General features: G+C 39.4%; 24 protein-coding genes and 1 pseudogene. 20 read left to right on the top strand and 5 right to left on the bottom strand.

Annotated elements, in window-relative coordinates:
* From D8802_RS00005 to D8802_RS00020, 4 genes and pseudogenes are all read left to right on the top strand, one after another.
* Positions 1–155, top strand: a pseudogene (locus D8802_RS00005) (relaxase); the annotation flags it as partial.
* Between the two features lie 121 nt (positions 156–276).
* A complete protein-coding gene (locus D8802_RS00010) occupies positions 277–501 on the top strand; it encodes a helix-turn-helix domain-containing protein (protein ID WP_004261340.1) in 225 nt (74 codons plus the stop codon).
* Between the two features lie 272 nt (positions 502–773).
* Positions 774–1,043 carry a DUF3173 family protein gene (locus D8802_RS00015; RefSeq protein WP_000450956.1) on the top strand — a complete coding sequence of 90 codons (270 nt, stop codon included), beginning with the start codon at positions 774–776 and terminating at the stop codon, positions 1,041–1,043.
* On the top strand, positions 1,015–2,202 hold the full coding sequence (locus D8802_RS00020; RefSeq protein WP_125394301.1) for a tyrosine-type recombinase/integrase: 1,188 nt from the start codon (positions 1,015–1,017) through the stop codon (positions 2,200–2,202). Before D8802_RS00015 ends, D8802_RS00020 begins: the two co-directional genes overlap by 29 nt.
* A 239-nt stretch (positions 2,203–2,441) precedes the next feature.
* On the opposite strand, the gene gdhA is transcribed toward D8802_RS00020, so the two are convergent.
* Positions 2,442–3,788 (bottom strand): NADP-specific glutamate dehydrogenase, encoded by a 1,347-nt coding sequence (gdhA, locus tag D8802_RS00025; RefSeq protein WP_125394302.1) that lies wholly within the window; start codon positions 3,786–3,788, stop codon positions 2,442–2,444.
* Between the two features lie 204 nt (positions 3,789–3,992).
* Between gdhA and D8802_RS00030 the strand changes: the two genes are divergently transcribed.
* From D8802_RS00030 to D8802_RS00060, 7 genes are all read left to right on the top strand, one after another.
* A complete protein-coding gene (locus D8802_RS00030; protein WP_125394303.1) occupies positions 3,993–4,928 on the top strand; it encodes a dihydroorotate oxidase in 936 nt (311 codons plus the stop codon).
* Positions 4,929–4,960: 32 nt separating this feature from the next.
* Positions 4,961–5,998, top strand: a complete 1,038-nt coding sequence (gene holA, locus D8802_RS00035) for a DNA polymerase III subunit delta (protein ID WP_125394304.1) — start codon at positions 4,961–4,963, stop codon at positions 5,996–5,998.
* 69 nt (positions 5,999–6,067) lie between these two features.
* Entirely contained in the window at positions 6,068–6,673 is a 606-nt protein-coding gene (sodA, locus tag D8802_RS00040; RefSeq protein WP_125394305.1) for a superoxide dismutase SodA, read from the top strand.
* Between the two features lie 154 nt (positions 6,674–6,827).
* Positions 6,828–7,358: a YutD family protein gene (locus tag D8802_RS00045; RefSeq protein WP_125394306.1), complete on the top strand. Its 531-nt coding sequence runs from the start codon at positions 6,828–6,830 to the stop codon at positions 7,356–7,358.
* A gap of 20 nt (positions 7,359–7,378) precedes the next feature.
* Positions 7,379–8,464 (top strand): dual-specificity RNA methyltransferase RlmN, encoded by a 1,086-nt coding sequence (gene rlmN / locus D8802_RS00050; RefSeq protein ID WP_000804762.1) that lies wholly within the window; start codon positions 7,379–7,381, stop codon positions 8,462–8,464.
* Between the two features lies 1 nt (position 8,465).
* A complete protein-coding gene (locus D8802_RS00055; protein WP_125394307.1) occupies positions 8,466–8,945 on the top strand; it encodes a VanZ family protein in 480 nt (159 codons plus the stop codon).
* A gap of 1 nt (position 8,946) precedes the next feature.
* Complete coding sequence (locus D8802_RS00060; protein WP_125394308.1) at positions 8,947–10,488, top strand: ABC-F family ATP-binding cassette domain-containing protein; 1,542 nt, start codon at positions 8,947–8,949, stop codon at positions 10,486–10,488.
* Positions 10,489–10,545: 57 nt separating this feature from the next.
* Here D8802_RS00060 and D8802_RS00065 read toward each other — a convergent pair whose 3' ends face one another.
* A complete protein-coding gene (locus tag D8802_RS00065; RefSeq protein ID WP_125394309.1) occupies positions 10,546–10,785 on the bottom strand; it encodes a zinc-ribbon domain-containing protein in 240 nt (79 codons plus the stop codon).
* Between the two features lie 27 nt (positions 10,786–10,812).
* A complete protein-coding gene (locus tag D8802_RS00070; RefSeq protein WP_125394310.1) occupies positions 10,813–11,619 on the bottom strand; it encodes a peptidylprolyl isomerase in 807 nt (268 codons plus the stop codon).
* Between the two features lie 188 nt (positions 11,620–11,807).
* Between D8802_RS00070 and rpsP the strand changes: the two genes are divergently transcribed.
* From rpsP to D8802_RS00110, 8 genes are all read left to right on the top strand, one after another.
* Entirely contained in the window at positions 11,808–12,080 is a 273-nt protein-coding gene (gene rpsP / locus D8802_RS00075; RefSeq protein ID WP_000268760.1) for a 30S ribosomal protein S16, read from the top strand.
* A 19-nt stretch (positions 12,081–12,099) separates the two neighbouring features.
* Complete coding sequence (gene kphA, locus D8802_RS00080) at positions 12,100–12,339, top strand: RNA-binding protein KphA (RefSeq protein ID WP_000379617.1); 240 nt, start codon at positions 12,100–12,102, stop codon at positions 12,337–12,339.
* Positions 12,340–12,381: 42 nt separating this feature from the next.
* Complete coding sequence (locus tag D8802_RS00085) at positions 12,382–12,717, top strand: MazG nucleotide pyrophosphohydrolase domain-containing protein (protein WP_125394311.1); 336 nt, start codon at positions 12,382–12,384, stop codon at positions 12,715–12,717.
* A 342-nt stretch (positions 12,718–13,059) separates the two neighbouring features.
* On the top strand, positions 13,060–13,962 hold the full coding sequence (locus tag D8802_RS00090; RefSeq protein WP_125394312.1) for a DMT family transporter: 903 nt from the start codon (positions 13,060–13,062) through the stop codon (positions 13,960–13,962).
* 149 nt (positions 13,963–14,111) lie between these two features.
* The gene (locus D8802_RS00095; RefSeq protein WP_125394313.1) at positions 14,112–14,969 is read left to right on the top strand and encodes an alpha/beta fold hydrolase; all 858 of its coding nucleotides are present in this window, start codon (positions 14,112–14,114) and stop codon (positions 14,967–14,969) included.
* A gap of 75 nt (positions 14,970–15,044) precedes the next feature.
* Positions 15,045–15,563 carry a ribosome maturation factor RimM gene (rimM, locus tag D8802_RS00100; RefSeq protein ID WP_125394314.1) on the top strand — a complete coding sequence of 173 codons (519 nt, stop codon included), beginning with the start codon at positions 15,045–15,047 and terminating at the stop codon, positions 15,561–15,563.
* Complete coding sequence (gene trmD, locus D8802_RS00105; RefSeq protein ID WP_061453853.1) at positions 15,553–16,272, top strand: tRNA (guanosine(37)-N1)-methyltransferase TrmD; 720 nt, start codon at positions 15,553–15,555, stop codon at positions 16,270–16,272. The genes rimM and trmD overlap by 11 nt, the downstream gene beginning before the upstream one ends.
* A gap of 11 nt (positions 16,273–16,283) precedes the next feature.
* On the top strand, positions 16,284–16,622 hold the full coding sequence (locus D8802_RS00110; protein ID WP_001196053.1) for an ATP cone domain-containing protein: 339 nt from the start codon (positions 16,284–16,286) through the stop codon (positions 16,620–16,622).
* A gap of 25 nt (positions 16,623–16,647) precedes the next feature.
* On the opposite strand, the gene D8802_RS00115 is transcribed toward D8802_RS00110, so the two are convergent.
* Positions 16,648–16,968 (bottom strand): hypothetical protein, encoded by a 321-nt coding sequence (locus tag D8802_RS00115; RefSeq protein WP_125394315.1) that lies wholly within the window; start codon positions 16,966–16,968, stop codon positions 16,648–16,650.
* 102 nt (positions 16,969–17,070) lie between these two features.
* Here D8802_RS00115 and D8802_RS00120 point away from each other — a divergent pair, with 102 nt between their 5' ends.
* On the top strand, positions 17,071–17,289 hold the full coding sequence (locus D8802_RS00120) for a YdbC family protein (protein WP_125394316.1): 219 nt from the start codon (positions 17,071–17,073) through the stop codon (positions 17,287–17,289).
* A gap of 37 nt (positions 17,290–17,326) precedes the next feature.
* On the opposite strand, the gene D8802_RS00125 is transcribed toward D8802_RS00120, so the two are convergent.
* Positions 17,327–17,863 carry a biotin transporter BioY gene (locus tag D8802_RS00125; RefSeq protein WP_125394317.1) on the bottom strand — a complete coding sequence of 179 codons (537 nt, stop codon included), beginning with the start codon at positions 17,861–17,863 and terminating at the stop codon, positions 17,327–17,329.
* Positions 17,864–17,912 lie beyond the last annotated feature (49 nt).

A 17,912-nucleotide genomic window follows, 5' to 3' on the forward strand; every position in this document is an offset into this window, starting at 1 on the left:
AGGATTTATACATATATAAAGGAAAGATTGAAACACTGAAGGAACAACATAGAGAAGCAATAAATTTATTTGAAATGTTTAATAAAACAATAAAGAAATATAAGAAAAAACAAAATATGAAATCTATTGAAGAAAATGAGATACATTTAGAGTAAACAGTTTCCTAATAAGTATATGTTTCCTAAAAAGTATATATAGAATAGTTTCATGTGCCAATTTGTCACATATTTAAAAATAAGAAAATAACTATATTATACTTGTTTTAGGAGACAACAAATGTTGAAAAGGATTAGAGATTTACGTGAAGATGATGATTTGACACAAGAATATATTGCGAAAATCGTTTTGAATTGTACAAGATCAGCTTATTCTAAAATGGAAGCTGGTAGCAGGTTAATCTCTATAAATGACCTTATCAAACTTGCAGATTTTTATAAGGTGAGTCTAGACTACCTTGTAGGTCGAGTGGATAATAAAGAAGACCATTACTCCAAAAAGTAGTAGGTTAAGAAAGCACATTGACAATTGAATAGTCCAAAATGGTACTTTCCTCATTTGTGGAGCAGATTTGAATGGCTCGCCATGATAAGAGCGATTTTAAAACCATCAATAAAATAGAGCGATACTTTATATGCCATGATACAAATGATATACAATGATACTTCTGACCGTTCAGGCTGCCACCGTAAAAGAGCAGCAAGTGAAATTCTTATGATGACTTCATCAGTCATGCCATGGAGGTGAAAAAATCTAAGAAAGGAAGTAGTAAAATCATGGAAACAGTAAACTATAAAGATTTAGTTGCAATTGGTTTTCCAGAGCACACATCGAGGAATATTATTAGACAAGCAAAAAAGATTGCTGTAAAAAAGTTTGAAGAAGCTAGAAAAAATGATAAGAATGCGGTACAATTAGGATGTTCACCTTTCGATAATAAAAGGTTAGGCATTGCTCCTAAAAATATTGTAGAAAATTTAATTGGTATTTCTTTTTCAGATATAGAAGGTGAGAAAAATGGTTATATCAAAGACAAAGAAATATAAAGGTGTATACAAAGATTCAAAAGGAAAAATTTATTTTCAAATTGAATTAGGAGTTGATCCAATAACTGGGAAAAGAATTCAAAAGAAAGGAAGGAAAAATCAACAGGGACTACCGTTCAATTCTTTTAAGGAAGCATATGAAGAGATACTTCGTTTAAAACATGAATTTGTGAACTCTACTATTAATAATAGTTTTCTAACTTTTAGAGAGTTTATGGAAGAGATTTATTTAAAATATTATCAACAAAAAGTTCAATTTGTAACTTATCAGACCGCTTTACCACATCATCAGTTATTTATTAAGCAATTTGGTAATAAAAAGCTATCAGATATTAGTACTATTGACTGTGAAAGATTTCGCTTAGCTATTATAGACAAGTATTCTAGTAACTATGCTAAAAATATGTGGTCTAGATTTAAAGCATGTCTGGGCTATGCAGAAAGATTGGGTTATATTGATAGAGTTCCTTTTAAAGGATTAGATAATCCTAGAGGAAAGCACCCAGATACAAAATTTTGGACATTTGATGAATTTAAGAAGGTAATAAACTCTTTTGATATTAGTGAGTATGAGGGACTCCATAATTACATGACGATCTGGTTATATTTTATGACTGGCTTAAGAGTTAGTGAGGGTATTGCTCTTAAATGGGAAGATATTGATTTTGAACGTAAATGGATTCATGTTCATTCGACAATTGAGAAAGACAAAAACGGTGTATGGTATGCTAAACAACAAACAAAGACAGTAGCAGGGAATCGTAAAATTGATTTAGATGATTTTACGATTACAATACTTAAAAAATGGCGAGAAGTTCAAATCAAGAATGATGATAAAGATTATGTAATATCACGTTTTGGTGCCCCCTTGTGTAAGTCTACAATTTCTAGGATAATAAAAAGGCGTGCTAAGATTACTGGTGTACCAGAAATTACAGGTAAAGGTTTAAGACATAGCCATGCCTCTTATCTAATAAATGTGTTACATAAGGATACTTTATACGTTTCATATCGATTAGGACATGCTGATAAGTCAACTACGTTGAATACATATAGTCACTGGTACTATTCAGGTGATTCAACAATTTCAGAAGAAATTACAAACAGTTTAGATAATCTTGGATTATCAATTTACCTACCAAATTCCTGCCAAAGTTGAAAATTGAGGAATTAACCCACTAATACTGGGAGAAAATAAGATTAGCAAATTGTTACTCTTAAATAATAGAGCGACTACTTTTGTAGCTTAAAAACATGATTAAACCGCTATTCTTAGGAGTAGCGGTTTTTCTTTTTGTTCTAGAAGGGGCAAAAAAGGGGCGAGTAAGTAATTTCCCAACTGTTTAATTCAAGCTAAAAATCCTCAATCGTAGTGATTGAGGATTGAGCAAATAAATCTTAAACAATACCTTGTGCAATCATAGCATTGGCTACATTTTCGAAGGCAGCAATATTTGCTCCTGCAAGGTAGTCAGTACCAAGACCGTATGTTTCAGCAGTTGTTTTAGCTGTATTGAAGATGTTTGTCATGATGTCTTTGAGACGACCGTCCACTTCTTCACGGGTCCATGAGAGGCGAAGGCTGTTTTGGCTCATTTCAAGGGCAGATACAGCTACACCACCAGCGTTGGCAGCTTTAGCAGGTCCGTAAAGGATTCCGTTTTCTTTGTAGACTTTAATCGCATCAAGGTCACTCGGCATGTTGGCACCTTCTGATACGCAGATAACACCTTGAGCAACCAAACGTTTAGCCGCTTCACCATTGATTTCGTTTTGAGTCGCACATGGAAGAGCAATATCGTAGTTACCAGCGTAAGTCCATACAGAACCTTCATGGTAGGTTGCAGTTGCTTTCTCAGCAGCGTATTCTGTTAAGCGAGCACGGCGTTTTTCTTTGACATCTGTAAGAAGATCGAAGTCGATACCATTTTCATCAATGACATAACCGTTTGAGTCAGATACAGAGATAACAGTTGCACCAAGTTCAGTTGCTTTTTGAAGAGCGTATTGAGCTACATTACCAGAACCTGAAATAACCACTTTCTTACCAGCAAAACTGTTACCATTAGCTTTGAGCATTTCTTCAGTATAGTAAACCAAACCGTAACCAGTAGCTTCTGGACGAATCAAGCTACCACCGAATCCAAGAGGTTTACCAGTCAAGACACCCGCATCAAATTGGTTAAGACGTTTGTATTGTCCGTATAGGTAACCAATTTCACGTCCACCAACACCGATATCACCAGCAGGTACGTCAAGAGATGGTCCGATGTATTTTTGCAATTCTGTCATAAAGCTTTGGCAGAAGCGCATCACTTCAGCGTCAGTCTTTCCTTTAGGATCGAAGTCTGATCCCCCTTTACCTCCACCGATTGGAAGTCCAGTCAAGACGTTTTTAAAGATTTGTTCGAAGCCGAGGAATTTCAAGATCCCTTGGTTTACAGTTGGGTGGAAACGAAGTCCGCCTTTATATGGTCCAACAGCTGAGTTGAATTGAACACGGTAACCACGGTTGACTTGGACTTTACCTTCACGGTCAACCCAAGGAACACGGAAAGAAATTACGCGCTCAGGCTCAGTGATACGTGCCAAGATGTTTTCTTCGATATACTCAGGGTGTTTTTCAAATACAGGTTCCAAAGTGCTGAAGAATTCTTCAACCGCCTGGAGGAACTCAGCCTCGTGCCCATTACGAGCTTTTACAGTTTCAAACACGCTTTGGATATATTCTTTAGCAGATGTCATATCGTTCTCCTTTTGTTGTTATATTTTATTACATGAGCCATTATAGCAGAATTCTTTTTCAGTGTAAAGAAAAAAACAGAAATTTTCTAAAAATTCTTTCAATTTACAAAACCGAACGTTTTATATAGAAATTAGTTTCTCAAAGAGAAAATCTTAAAGTATGGTATAATATTAGAAATAAAAGGAATCTGGAGGATCAGAATCATGGTATCAATGAAAACACAAATAGCTGGCTTTGAGTTTGACAATTGCTTGATGAATGCAGCGGGTGTGGCTTGTATGACGATAGAAGAGCTTGAAGGGGTTAAAAACTCAGCAGCGGGTACTTTTGTTACGAAGACAGCAACCTTGGACTTTCGTCAGGGCAATCCTGAGCCACGTTATCAGGATGTTCCACTTGGTTCTATCAACTCCATGGGCTTACCAAATAATGGCTTAGACTATTATCTGGACTATCTTTTGGACTTGCAGGAAAAAGAGCCAAACCGTACTTTCTTCCTATCTTTAGTTGGCATGTCTCCAGAAGAAACACATACCATCTTGAAAAAAGTTCAAGAGAGTGAATTCAAAGGACTGACAGAGCTTAATCTCTCTTGTCCAAATGTTCCAGGAAAACCTCAGATTGCTTATGATTTTGAGACAACAGACCGTATCTTGGCAGAAGTATTTGCCTACTTTACCAAACCTCTCGGGATCAAATTGCCACCTTATTTTGATATTGTTCACTTTGACCAAGCGGCAGCTATTTTCAACAAATATCCGCTCAAGTTTGTTAACTGTGTTAACTCTATCGGAAACGGCCTTTACATAGAAGATGAGTCTGTCGTCATTCGTCCTAAGAATGGTTTTGGTGGGATTGGTGGAGAGTATATCAAACCGACTGCTCTTGCTAATGTGCACGCCTTTTACCAACGCTTAAATCCGCAAATCCAAATCATTGGAACGGGTGGCGTTCTAACGGGTCGTGATGCCTTTGAACATATCCTCTGCGGTGCTAGTATGGTGCAAGTAGGAACGACGCTCCACAAAGAAGGCGTCGGTGCTTTTGAACGCATTACCAATGAACTAAAAGCAATCATGGCGGAAAAAGGGTATGAGAACCTAGAAGATTTCCGTGGGAAATTGCGCTATATTGATTAAAGTCACTAAAAGATCAGAAGAAAGGGGAGAAGATGCTTGCCATTGAAGACAGTCAGAAGTTGACTTTATCAAATCTATCTAGCCTGAACCTATTTACAGGGACAGATCAGGGTCAGTTTGAAGTTATGAAGAGTCAAGTCTTGAAACAGATTGGTTATGATCCAGCTGATCTCAATTTTGCTTACTTTGATATGAAAGAAGTAGCTTATAAAGACTTAGAGTTGGAGTTGGTCAGTCTCCCTTTCTTTGCGGATGAAAAAATCGTGATATTAGACCATTTTGTCGATATTACAACGACCAAAAAGCGCTTTTTAACAGATGACGAGCTCAAGTCATTTGAGGAATACCTTGACAATCCTTCACCGATGACTAAACTTTTGATTTTTGCAGAAGGAAAGTTAGATAGTAAAAGACGGCTGGTCAAATTGCTCAAACGAGATGCGACTGTCTTTGACGCTATTGAGGCTAAGGAGCAAGAACTCCGCCAGTATTTCCAAAAGTGGAGTCAGACACAAGGTCTGCAGTTTGCAGAAAAGTCTTTTGAAAATCTACTTCTCAAATCTGGTTTTCAATTTAGTGAAATCCAGAAAAATCTCCTTTTTTTACAGTCTTATAAGTCAGATGGCATGATAGAGGAGAAGGATATTGTCGAAGCTATTCCTAAGACTCTGCAGGACAATATTTTTGATTTGACTCAGCTTATCTTGGGCAAAAAGATCGACCAGGCCCGTGACTTGGTTAGAGATTTGACCCTGCAAGGGGAGGATGAGATCAAGTTCATAGCTGTCATGTTAGGACAGTTTCGAACTTTTACCCAGGTGAAGATTTTATCAGAGGCTGGTCAAACGGAATCGCAGATTGTAAGCAGTCTGGGGACTTATTTGGGACGCAATCCTAATCCTTATCAAATCAAGTTCGCATTAAGAGATTCGAGAGTGATTTCCTTGGCTTTTCTCAAGCGAGCGATTTCTTATTTGATTGAAACAGACTACCAGATTAAGACAGGTGTCTATGAAAAAAGTTACTTGTTTGAAAAGGCACTCTTGCAGATTGCGACAGAGGCAAATTGAGCAAAAAACTTGAAAAAAGAGGATGATTGCGTTATCATTTTCTTATAGAAAGAAAAAGAGGTATTACAGATGGCAATTATCTTACCAGACCTTCCATACGCGTATGACGCCTTGGAACCATACATCGATGCTGAAACAATGCACTTGCACCATGACAAGCACCATCAAACCTACGTCAACAATGCGAATGCTGCTCTTGAAAAACACCCTGAAATCGGTGAAAACCTTGAAGCTTTGCTTGCTGATGTAGAATCTATCCCAGCTGATATCCGCCAAGCGCTTATCAACAACGGTGGTGGACACTTGAACCACGCTCTTTTATGGGAATTGATGACTCCTGAAAAGACTGCTCCTTCAGCAGAACTTGTAGCAGCAATCGATGCAACATTTGGTTCATTTGAAGAATTCCAAGCAGCCTTTACAGCAGCAGCTACAACTCGCTTCGGTTCTGGCTGGGCGTGGTTGGTTGTCAACAAAGAAGGGAAACTTGAAGTAACTTCAACAGCAAACCAAGACACACCAATCTCAGAAGGTAAAAAACCAATCTTGGGCTTGGACGTTTGGGAACATGCTTACTACGTGAAATACCGCAATGTGCGTCCTGACTACATCAAAGCTTTCTTCTCAGTCATCAACTGGAACAAAGTAGATGAGCTTTATGCAGCAGCGAAATAATGAATAGGAAGGGAAGAGTCATTCTTCTCTTTTTTGCTTTATATGGCAGAAGTCTGACAAAATCGTCAGACTTTTTTCATTTTTATGAGAAACGTGCTAACTGCTAGAAATTATGGTAAAATAGAGTGTTAAGTAATCGTGGAAAAGGAAGACTATGCGTAAAGAAATTGCACCTGAATTATACAACTATAACAAGTTTCCTGGCCCAGAATTTCATGTAAATGGGGATAAGGTTGAGACTGAAGGGATTGCTTTTACCTTGGTTGAAAATATCAAGGATGCTTTCGATGTGACAGTCTTTAATCAACGCTTCTCAGAAGTGTTGACCAAGTTTGATTATGTCGTGGGGGACTGGAGCAATGAACAGCTTCGTCTACGTGGCTTTTACAAAGACGACCGAACAGAGGAAAAAAATGAAAAGATTAGTCGGTTACAGGACTATCTTTTGGAGTACTGTAGTTATGGTTGTGCCTATTTTGTTCTAGAAAATCAAGCACCTAAGCGGGCTTCATTTGACAAAAAATTGCGTAAAAAGGAAGAGGAAAATCTTTCTAGAAGAGGCAAGAAACCTTCGCAAAACAAGAGAAAACCAAATGCGGATAAGCGAAATAGACGTCGTCATAAGGATCAAAAGTCTCAGAAAGAGGACAAGGGACAGCGCCATTTTGTTATTCGTCAGAAATAGATAGAGAATAAGGAGAAGAGATGAAACCGTCTATTTATAGTTTAACACGTCAAACCATGCAAGAATGGGTATTAGAACAAGGAGAAAAGAAATTCCGAGCAGATCAAATCTGGGAATGGCTCTACCGTAAACGTGTGCAGTCATTTGAAGAAATGACCAACCTTTCCAAGGATTTGATTGCCAAGCTCAATGACCAGTTTGTGGTAAATCCTTTGAAACAACGAATTGTACAAGAGTCGGCTGACGGTACCGTTAAGTATCTTTTCGAGTTGCCAGATGGCATGTTGATTGAGACAGTACTCATGCGTCAACACTACGGTTTGTCAGTCTGTGTGACTACTCAGGTTGGCTGTAATATTGGTTGTACCTTCTGTGCATCAGGCTTGATTAAGAAGCAACGTGACCTTAATAACGGAGAAATCGTAGCGCAGATCATGCTGGTTCAGAAATACTTTGATGAACGTGGTCAGGATGAACGTGTCAGCCATATCGTTGTCATGGGAATTGGTGAACCATTTGATAACTACAACAATGTTTTGAATTTTGTCCGTACCATCAATGATGACAAGGGGATGGCAATTGGTGCTCGTCACATAACAGTTTCTACCTCAGGTTTGGCCCATAAAATTCGTGACTTTGCTAATGAAGGAGTTCAGGTCAATCTCGCTGTTTCCCTTCACGCACCCAATAATGAATTGCGCTCAAGCATCATGAAGATTAACCGTGCCTTTCCGATTGAAAAACTCTTCGCAGCTATTGAGTATTATATCGAAACAACAAACCGTCGTGTGACCTTTGAATACATCATGCTCAATGAAGTCAACGATGGTGTTGAACAAGCCTTGGAATTGGCTGAATTGCTCAAGAACATCAAGAAATTGTCTTATGTAAACTTGATTCCTTATAACCCAGTTAGTGAACATGACCAATATAGCCGTAGTCCTAAAGAGCGCGTGATGGCCTTCTACGATACCCTCAAGAAAAAAGGGGTCAACTGTGTTGTTCGTCAAGAACATGGTACAGATATTGATGCAGCTTGTGGACAATTGCGCTCCAATACAATGAAACGTGATCGCCAGAAGGCAGTCGCAGCAGTAAATCCATAAAATGACTAAAAAAAGAGAATTAATCTTAAGATTGGGAGTGGCTGTTTACAGCCTTTGCATTGTATGTTTTTGTTTCACTCCCCAACCTCAACTTCCTACAGGAGTGGAAACTCCAGGTATTCAAACTTTTGGACGCCTGGTTTTTCTTTTAACTCCCTTAAACTCCTTTTGGAAACTGGGTGAAGTGACTAGTTTGGGACAAGTCCTTTGGATCTTTTTGCAGAACATTTTAAATGTCTTCTTACTCTTCCCTCTGGTCTTTCAACTCATCTATCTCTGTCCAAACCTGCGGCAAACGAAAAAAATCCTCCTTCTCAGCTTTCTACTGAGTCTAGGAATCGAGTGTACGCAGCTACTCTTAGACTTTTTCTTTGATTTTAATCGCGTCTTTGAGATTGATGATTTGTGGACCAATACCCTGGGAGGCTATCTAGCTTGGGTTCTTTATAAAGGACTGCATAAAAACAAGATAAGGAGTTAAAATGAGTATTTTAGAAGTTAAAAATCTGAGTCACGGTTTTGGTGACCGTGCAATTTTTGAAGATGTGTCCTTCCGTCTCCTCAAGGGTGAACACATCGGCTTAGTCGGTGCCAATGGTGAAGGGAAATCAACCTTTATGAGCATCGTGACTGGTAAGATGTTGCCAGATGAAGGAAAGGTTGAGTGGTCCAAATATGTGACTGCTGGCTATCTGGATCAGCATGCTGTGCTAAAGGAAGGCCAAACTGTGCGTGATGTCTTGCGGACAGCCTTTGATGAGCTATTTAAAGCAGAAGCTCGTATCAATGAGCTCTATATGGAAATGGCAGAAGACGGAGCGGATATCGATGCACTGATGGAAGAAGTTGGCGAACTACAAGACCGTTTGGAGAGTCGTGATTTCTATACCTTGGATGCTAAGATTGATGAAGTAGCGCGTGCTCTCGGTGTCATGGACTATGGCATGGATACAGATGTAACAGCCTTATCAGGTGGACAAAGAACCAAGGTCCTCTTGGCCAAACTGCTTCTTGAAAAGCCAGATATCTTGCTTTTGGACGAACCAACCAACTACTTGGATGCTGATCATATTGACTGGCTCAAGCGTTATCTCCAAAACTATGAGAATGCCTTTGTCCTTATTTCGCACGATATTCCCTTCCTAAACGACGTGATCAATATCGTCTACCATGTTGAAAATCAACAGCTGACGCGTTACTCTGGTGACTATTACCAGTTCCAAGAAGTCTATGCTATGAAAAAATCTCAGTTGGAAGCGGCCTATGAACGTCAACAGAAAGAGATTGCAGACCTCAAGGACTTTGTAGCTCGAAACAAAGCGCGTGTTGCAACACGTAATATGGCCATGTCTCGTCAGAAGAAATTGGATAAGATGGATATTATCGAACTTCAAAGTGAGAAACCAAAACCATCCTTTGATTTCAAACCGGCTCGTACGCCTGGGCGCTTTATATTCCAAGCCAAGGACTTGCAGATTGGTTATGACCGTCCTCTGACCAAGCCCTTAAATCTTACTTTTGAACGTAATCAAAAAGTTGCCATTATTGGAGCCAATGGTATTGGGAAAACAACTCTCTTGAAGAGTCTTTTGGGGATTATTCCACCAATTGCTGGAGAAGTCGAACGCGGTGACTACCTAGAACTTGGTTACTTTGAGCAGGAAGTAGAAGGAGGCAATCGTCAAACACCTCTAGAAGCGGTCTGGAACGCCTTTCCAGCACTCAATCAGGCAGAAGTTCGTGCAGCCCTTGCTCGTTGTGGCTTGACGACTAAGCATATTGAAAGCCAGATTCAGGTCTTGTCAGGTGGGGAACAAGCCAAGGTGCGTTTCTGTCTCTTGATGAACCGTGAAAACAATGTTTTAGTACTTGACGAGCCGACCAACCACTTGGATGTAGATGCCAAGGAAGAACTCAAACGCGCGCTTAAAGAATACAAAGGGAGCATTCTCATGGTTTGTCACGAACCAGACTTCTATGAAGGCTGGATGGACCAAATATGGAACTTTAACAAGCTAACTTAAAAGGAATTTTCTAAAAAGCACTAAAAAGGCCAAGTCGAAATGACTTGGCTTTTTTGACTAGTAATTTAAATAGTTTTCAACTTCAGATTTCTCAATTTCTTTACCGTAGTGGCAAATCGGACAAGAAACGAAGTAACTTTTACAATAAGGAAAAAGTGGAATCCAGTAAAGGGTGAACTTGCGCCCAGTTTCTACGATCTCCCAAGTGTCGACATTGTTACAATGACCACATTCGATCGCAGTTTGCGTATGTCCCAAATCTTTCTGATAACCTTTAGAACCCCAAAATAAAATCATGTCATCGTCTCCTTATCTGTTAATGGCTTATTTTTTGCTGAAATCGTAATCCTTCACTACTTCGATGCTATCGATAGTGATAGCAGTAGTTGGTTTGTCTTTTTCATCTTTTTCGGCTTTAGCAATCTTATCCACAACATCCATACCGTCAATCACTTGACCAAAGACTGGGTGTTTACCATCTAGACTAGGATTTCCTCCCTCTTTATAGGCTTCGATGATTTTCTTTGGATACTTGCTGGTAGGGAGTTTAGCTGAAATATCTGTTGAATTTTGGTTGATGAAGAACTGGCTACCGTTAGTGTTTGGTTGACCAGTGTTAGCCATAGCAAGGGCTCCTCGGATATTGTATAGGTAAGGAGAGATTTCATTTTTGAAACCAGTTCCCTTGTCCTTTGTTTTATCCTTATCATGCCAGATGGATTGGCCACCTGTACCATCTCCCTTAGGATCTCCAGTTTGGACCATAAATCCATCGATGACACGGTGGAAGGTGATGCCGTTATAATAGCCTTCCTTAGCGTGAGTAAGGAAGTTTTCAACCGCAAGAGGTGCTAGTTTTGGAAAGAGTTTGATGCGGATATCGCCTTGATTTGTGTGTAAAATAACCTCGGCTTCATCTTCAGCAACTTCTTTAGAAAGTTGAGGGAAGTTAGCATTTTCATTGGTCAAAGCGTCATTCAAATCTTTGGCAGCCTGGGCAGCTGCTTTAGAGCTTTCTTCAGCAGAGATACTGGAGTCGACATAGTCATCACCACGAAGACCACGCTGGATACTAGTACATCCAGCAAGAGCTATAGTTGATAGTAAAAGAAGAGTTGCTAGTTTTTTCATTGTTTTCCTCTCAAAAATTCATTTCTACCATTGTACCTTAAAAGGAGGGGGATTTCAAATGTTTAAAAAAAATTAAAACTCTGTCAAGTTTTTTTCTTGACACTTGTCAGAAATTTGCTATAATAGAACATGTGCTAAATAGCTTAGCTATTTCACCGAAATAAAAAATAAGAAAAGAGACTTTAAAAATGGCAGTTAAAATCCGTTTGACTCGTATGGGTTCTAAGAAAAAACCTTTCTACCGTATCAACGTAGCAGACTCACGTTCACCACGTGATGGACGTTTCATCGAAACAGTTGGAACTTATAACCCACTTGTTGCTGAAAACCAAGTAACTTTGAAGGAAGACCGCGTTCTTGCATGGTTGGCTGATGGAGCTCAACCTTCAGATACAGTTCGCAACATCCTTTCAAAAGAAGGCGTATTGAAAAAATTCCACGATTCTAAATTCTCAAAATAAGTTTAAAGTAGGTTGACAGATGGATACGATTGAAAATCTCATTATTGCGATTGTGAAACCTTTGATTTCACAACCAGATGCCTTAACTATCAAGATTGAAGACACACCAGAGTTTTTGGAGTATCACTTGGATCTTGACCAGAGCGATGTCGGTCGTGTTATCGGTCGTAAGGGTCGCACTATCTCAGCGATAAGAACGATTGTCTACTCTGTCCCAACTGAAGACAAAAAAGTAAGAATCGTTATCGATGAAAAATAAAGAAAGCGGGACAGATGTCTCGCTTTTTTTGTGGAGGAGAAGATGAAGGATCTAACGTTTGGACAATTACAAGCTTACTTACTCGAATATTACCAGCAATCTCGAACTGAGGAAGGCCTCTTTATCAAACTAGTGGAGGAAGTCGGAGAAGTAGCTGAGGTCTTGAATGGGCGCTCTGGTCGAAAAGAGGGCGTTCAGGACTCAAACGAGGAACTTGCCAAAGAATTGGCTGATATTATTCACTACACGGTTGCAATCGCGGCTATCAACGATATTGACCTAACCAAAACTATCTTTGATAAAGATAAAAAAGCTGCCATTAAGTACCAGCACGAAAGAGATTTGGAAGGATTTTTGTATAACTTCCAAGAGAACTAGGAATAATCTCTTTTCACTGATATGAAAGGTTTCTCCTAGCTTATGCTAGCTTGTATAGAGAAAGCAATGAAATTGGCAGTTTATATTATCAAAGTAAGGAATCTTTAAGAGGTAGACAAGCTAGAACTTGTGAGACAAGAATGAGAAAAGCAGATCAGAATAGTTGACTCATAGGCAATGAAAAATAATTTATCACCTTGAAAGAGTGATAGTAGGCTAGGCATAAAATACCAATCCTAGAAATAGCATCTAGGATTTTACTATGCTAAAATGGAAAGACAGTCTCAAAATTTCTAGTTGATTTATCTTGAGAATAGCTACTTTAAAAGGGAGTAACAATCTATGAACGAGAAAACAAAAGCATACCTAGCGGCCTTATCCTTTTCAGCCATCATTGGTTTTTCTTTTTTATTTACTAAGATTGCTTTGGGCTATGCCAGTCCTCTTACAAACTTGGCACATCGCTATACAATCGCTACTTTGGTATTGGTCATCCTTCATCAAACAAAACTTATCAATGTGAGTTTAAGCAGAAAAGCTATTTTTTCTATTCTTCCTATGAGTCTTTTCTATCCACTCCTCTTCTTTATTTTCCAATCCTTTGCTTTACAGTATATATCGTCTTCTGAAGCGGGAATTTTACAGGCTCTTGTCCCGATCTTTACGCTCCTTTTGGCATCGGTTTTTCTCAAGGAGAAGACAAGTTTGCTACAAAAGTTCTTTTTAATTTTATCCGTAGCAGGAGTAGTTTTCATCTTCCTTGGCAAAGGAGCAAACTTTAGCACTGAAACTGCTAGCTTGGGCTTTCTCTTGATGTTGGGATCTGTTCTTGCCAATGCGATAAACAATATTCTCAGCAAGGCTAAAGGAGGTCGCTATCGGGCCATGGATATGACAGTTGTTGTGATATTTGTTGGCTTCGTCACCTTTAATATACTGAGTCTGACCTCTCACTATCTAGAGGGGAACATATTAGCTTACTTTGCGCCACTTGGACAGGTATCTTATCTGCTTTCCATCCTCTATTTGGGAATACTAGCCTCTATCGTGACTGGTAGTCTCTCTATCTATGCTATCGTTCGCCTCGGGGCATCAACCGTCAGTGTCTTTGGCAATCTTGGAACAGTTTTGACCATTCTAGCTGGGGCTCTTATCCTCCACGAACCAATTTATAGTTACCATGTGATTGGAGCAACTTTGATTATTGCTGGAATTTTAGGCATGAATCTGATGAGAAAAAAGTAAAGATTGCTTATCAGTCTTTTTCTTTATCTATATTGTACAGAAAATTCAAAATTTTTAATGAAATCAAGTTTAGAAAACGATAATTTTAATATAGCGTGATAAAATAGATAAAAAGAATGATATTAGGATAAAGAGGAGCGAATGTAGAAATGAAGCCAAATGATATTACTGAAGCTATTGCTTTTTATAACAGAGAACCCAAGATGTTGAAACGTCACCTTATAGCAGCCGTAGATTGTGATTTGGTTGTTTATCATCGTCCTGTAAACTCAAGTAAAGGACACATTATTTTTTATCATGGAGCTTGTGGCCGTAGTCAGATGTGGGCTCACCAGTATGATGCTTTTGATGGATTTGACCTTTACTTTGTCAATGTTAGAGGGCAGGGTGAATCACCTATGAAAGTTGGGCTACCCGACTTAGAAGGCGCTGTTCAAGATGTAGAAGCCATTTTATCCTATTTTCAGCTAGAAAAGGTGATATTGGTTGGTCATTCTTGGGGAGGAAATCCACTTCAAGAGTATACCTATCGCCATCCAGAAAGAGTCCTAGCCTTGGTCATGGTAGATAGTTGGGGACAGCATCGTTACCTATCAGAGAAAGAAAGAGGTCGAATCAAATATAGTTCTCTTATGTACAAAACGATTCCTTGGAAGGTGATTGCTGATAAAAACTCAAAAATGTGTACTGATAACCCAATCACAAGAGAATTGGTCAAGACGGCAATTATAGAAACTGGGCGAGATGTTTTCTTGAACCTTGGAATTACAGGTTTCTTGGCAGTCCATGAGATAGAAGGATATAAAGGAAATCCTCCCATGCTATTAGTAAGAGGAGAAAATGATTTTCCAAAACACCTAAAAATAATCTATGATGGGATCATTGCTCTAAATCCCAATGCGCGTCAAGTAACGATTTCAGACAGCAAACACCAACCGATGAATGACCACCCTAAAGAGTTTAATCAGATAGTTGGTGATTTTTTTGAAGAAGTAGTAGCCTTATAAGATAGGACCTATCCAACTTGTGAAAATCCCTAGAACGTGATAAAATAAAGGATAGAAATAGATACAGGAGACAAGATGAACTACTTTAATGTTGGGAAAATCGTCAATACGCAGGGTTTACAGGGTGAGATGCGAGTCTTGTCTGTGACGGATTTTGCTGAAGAACGGTTTAAAAAAGGGGCAGAGCTGGCTTTATTTGATGAAAAAGATCAGTTTATCCAAACAGTGACCATCGCTAGCCATCGTAAGCATAAGAATTTTGACATTATCAAATTCAAAGATATGTACCATATCAATGCGATTGAGAAGTACAAGGGTTATAGTCTCAAGGTTGCTGAGGAAGATTTGAACGACCTAGACGATGGGGAATTCTATTATCACGAGATTATCGGTTTGGATGTTTACGAGGGAGACACCTTGATTGGAACCATCAAGGAAATCCTACAACCAGGTGCCAATGATGTCTGGGTGGTTAAGCGAAAAGGAAAACGCGACCTACTCTTGCCTTACATTCCGCCAGTAGTTCTCAATGTTGATATTCCAAACAAGCGGGTCCAAGTGGAAATCTTAGAAGGACTAGATGATGAAGATTGATATTTTAACCCTTTTTCCTGAGATGTTTTCTCCGCTGGAGCACTCAATCGTTGGAAAGGCTCGAGAAAAAGGGCTCTTGGATATCCAGTATCATAATTTTCGCGAATATGCTGAAAAGGCCCGTCATGTTGACGATGAGCCTTACGGAGGCGGTCAGGGAATGTTGCTCCGTGCCCAACCTATTTTCGATGCTTTTGATGCCATTGAAAAGAAAAATCCCCGTGTCATTCTTCTCGATCCTGCTGGGAAACAGTTCAATCAAGCCTACGCTGAAGATTTGGCCAAAGAAGAGGAACTGATCTTTATCTGCGGTCACTACGAAGGGTATGACGAGCGCATCAAGACCTTGGTAACCGATGAAATTTCCCTAGGAGATTATGTCTTGACTGGTGGTGAATTAGCAGCCATGACCATGATTGATGCTACGGTTCGCTTGATTCCAGAAGTGATTGGCAAGGAGTCTAGTCACCAAGACGATAGTTTTTCTTCAGGACTCCTCGAATATCCCCAATATACACGCCCTTATGACTATCGAGGCATGGTGGTGCCAGATGTGCTCATGAGTGGCCACCATGAAAAGATTCGCCAGTGGCGACTTTACGAAAGTCTAAAGAAAACCTACGAGCGCAGACCAGATTTGCTAGAAAACTATCAACTGACAGTAGAAGAAGAAAAAATGCTGGCAGAAATCAAAGAAAACAAAGAATAAAGGAGAATCCTATGCAAGTAATCAAACGTAACGGAGAAGTTGCCGACTTTGATCCAGATAAAATTTACCAAGCTGTCCTAAAAGCAGCGCAGACAGTTTATGTTTTGACTGATGACCTACGTCAAAACCTAGCTCAAGTCACTAAAAAAGTAGTCTTGGACTTGGAAGAAGCAAAAGTAGAACGTGCGACTATCAGTATGATCCAATCAATGGTTGAAAATCGTTTACTAGGAGCAGGTTACATCACCATTGCAGAGCACTATATCTCTTATCGCTTGCAACGTGATTTGGAGAGAAGTGGTTACGGAGACCATATCGCAGTCCACCTGCATTTTGAACAAATTCGTTAAGAAAAAGAGTGGGATGAAAAACATCTCACTCTTTCTTAAATCTATTTTTCTGAGCTCTCTGGACAGTAGATGGGACAAAGCGTAGCCTTTTGATGTCAGCGATTCGGATGATACGTGTTACATTTTTTGTAAAATTTTTGACAACAATCTGTTGACGGCTGCTATCATATTTGACGATATCACCAGTGAAGCTTGTTTCAGCTAGTATGACATGAACAGCAGTTTGTTTCTGGAGGGCTTGTTCAATTGTAGCAATGAGGGAGTCGTTTTCAGAATAATCTCGTTCATCCTGTCCACTGAGAAAGTCTTGTATCTTATCTAAGACATGTTTGAATGTATATCTCATAGGCTTCTCCCCTCTTATATAACCATATTATATAAAATTTTCCTAAAATCTACAAGATTTTACGAATAGACTATAGAAAGCATATCACATAAAGGAGTTAAAATGGCAGAATTTACATTTGAAATCGAAGAACACTTACTCACCTTGTCTGAAAATGACAAAGGATGGACAAAAGAACTAAATCGCGTTAGCTTTAATGGAGCACCAGCAAAGTTTGATATTCGTTCTTGGAGTCCTGACCATACCAAAATGGGCAAAGGAATCACGCTTTCCAATGAAGAATTTCAGGTAATGGTAGATGCCTTTAAAGGAAACCAATAAAAGGATATTGAGTTTTTGACTCAGTATCCTTTTTGGGTTAAATTGAGAAGTATGCTTGTCCCCTAAGTCGTTGTAATAGTAGGCGACCAATGAAGCTAATGGCAATAATCTTACCAAGGTCAGGGAGGATAAAGGGAAGGACACCGACAGCAAGTGCTTTGTCAAGTGCCATACCAGCAAGGAAGTGGAGGCTGAGAATACCTCCTACAAAGACTAGAGAGTCACCCAAGAGGTTGGCTAGGAAAATGCGGATATAGCCACTATTTTGATGGATGAGATAAGATGTAAGCCCTGCATAGACAAGGTCGAACCAGAGATAACCTGCACTTGGGCCGACTAAAACGTGAAATCCAGCTCCTCCCCCTGCAAAAACAGGTAAACCAATGGCACCCAGCAAGAGATAGAGAGCTACAGATAGAACAGCTTCTCTGGGTCTAAAAACAGTAGCAATCAGACCGATCGCAAAGTTTTGCAGAGTGAAGGGGACAGGACCGATAGGGAGACTGATTTGTGCCAATACGGCGATGAGAGCAGCACCGATAGCAGGGATAGCATAGATATGAGCTTTTTTCAAAACTGTTAACCTCTTTTCAAAAATATAGTAACTATTATACTGGTTTAGA

It is taken from the genome of Streptococcus oralis, assembly GCF_003943395.1.
GTDB lineage: Bacteria > Bacillota > Bacilli > Lactobacillales > Streptococcaceae > Streptococcus > Streptococcus oralis_BF.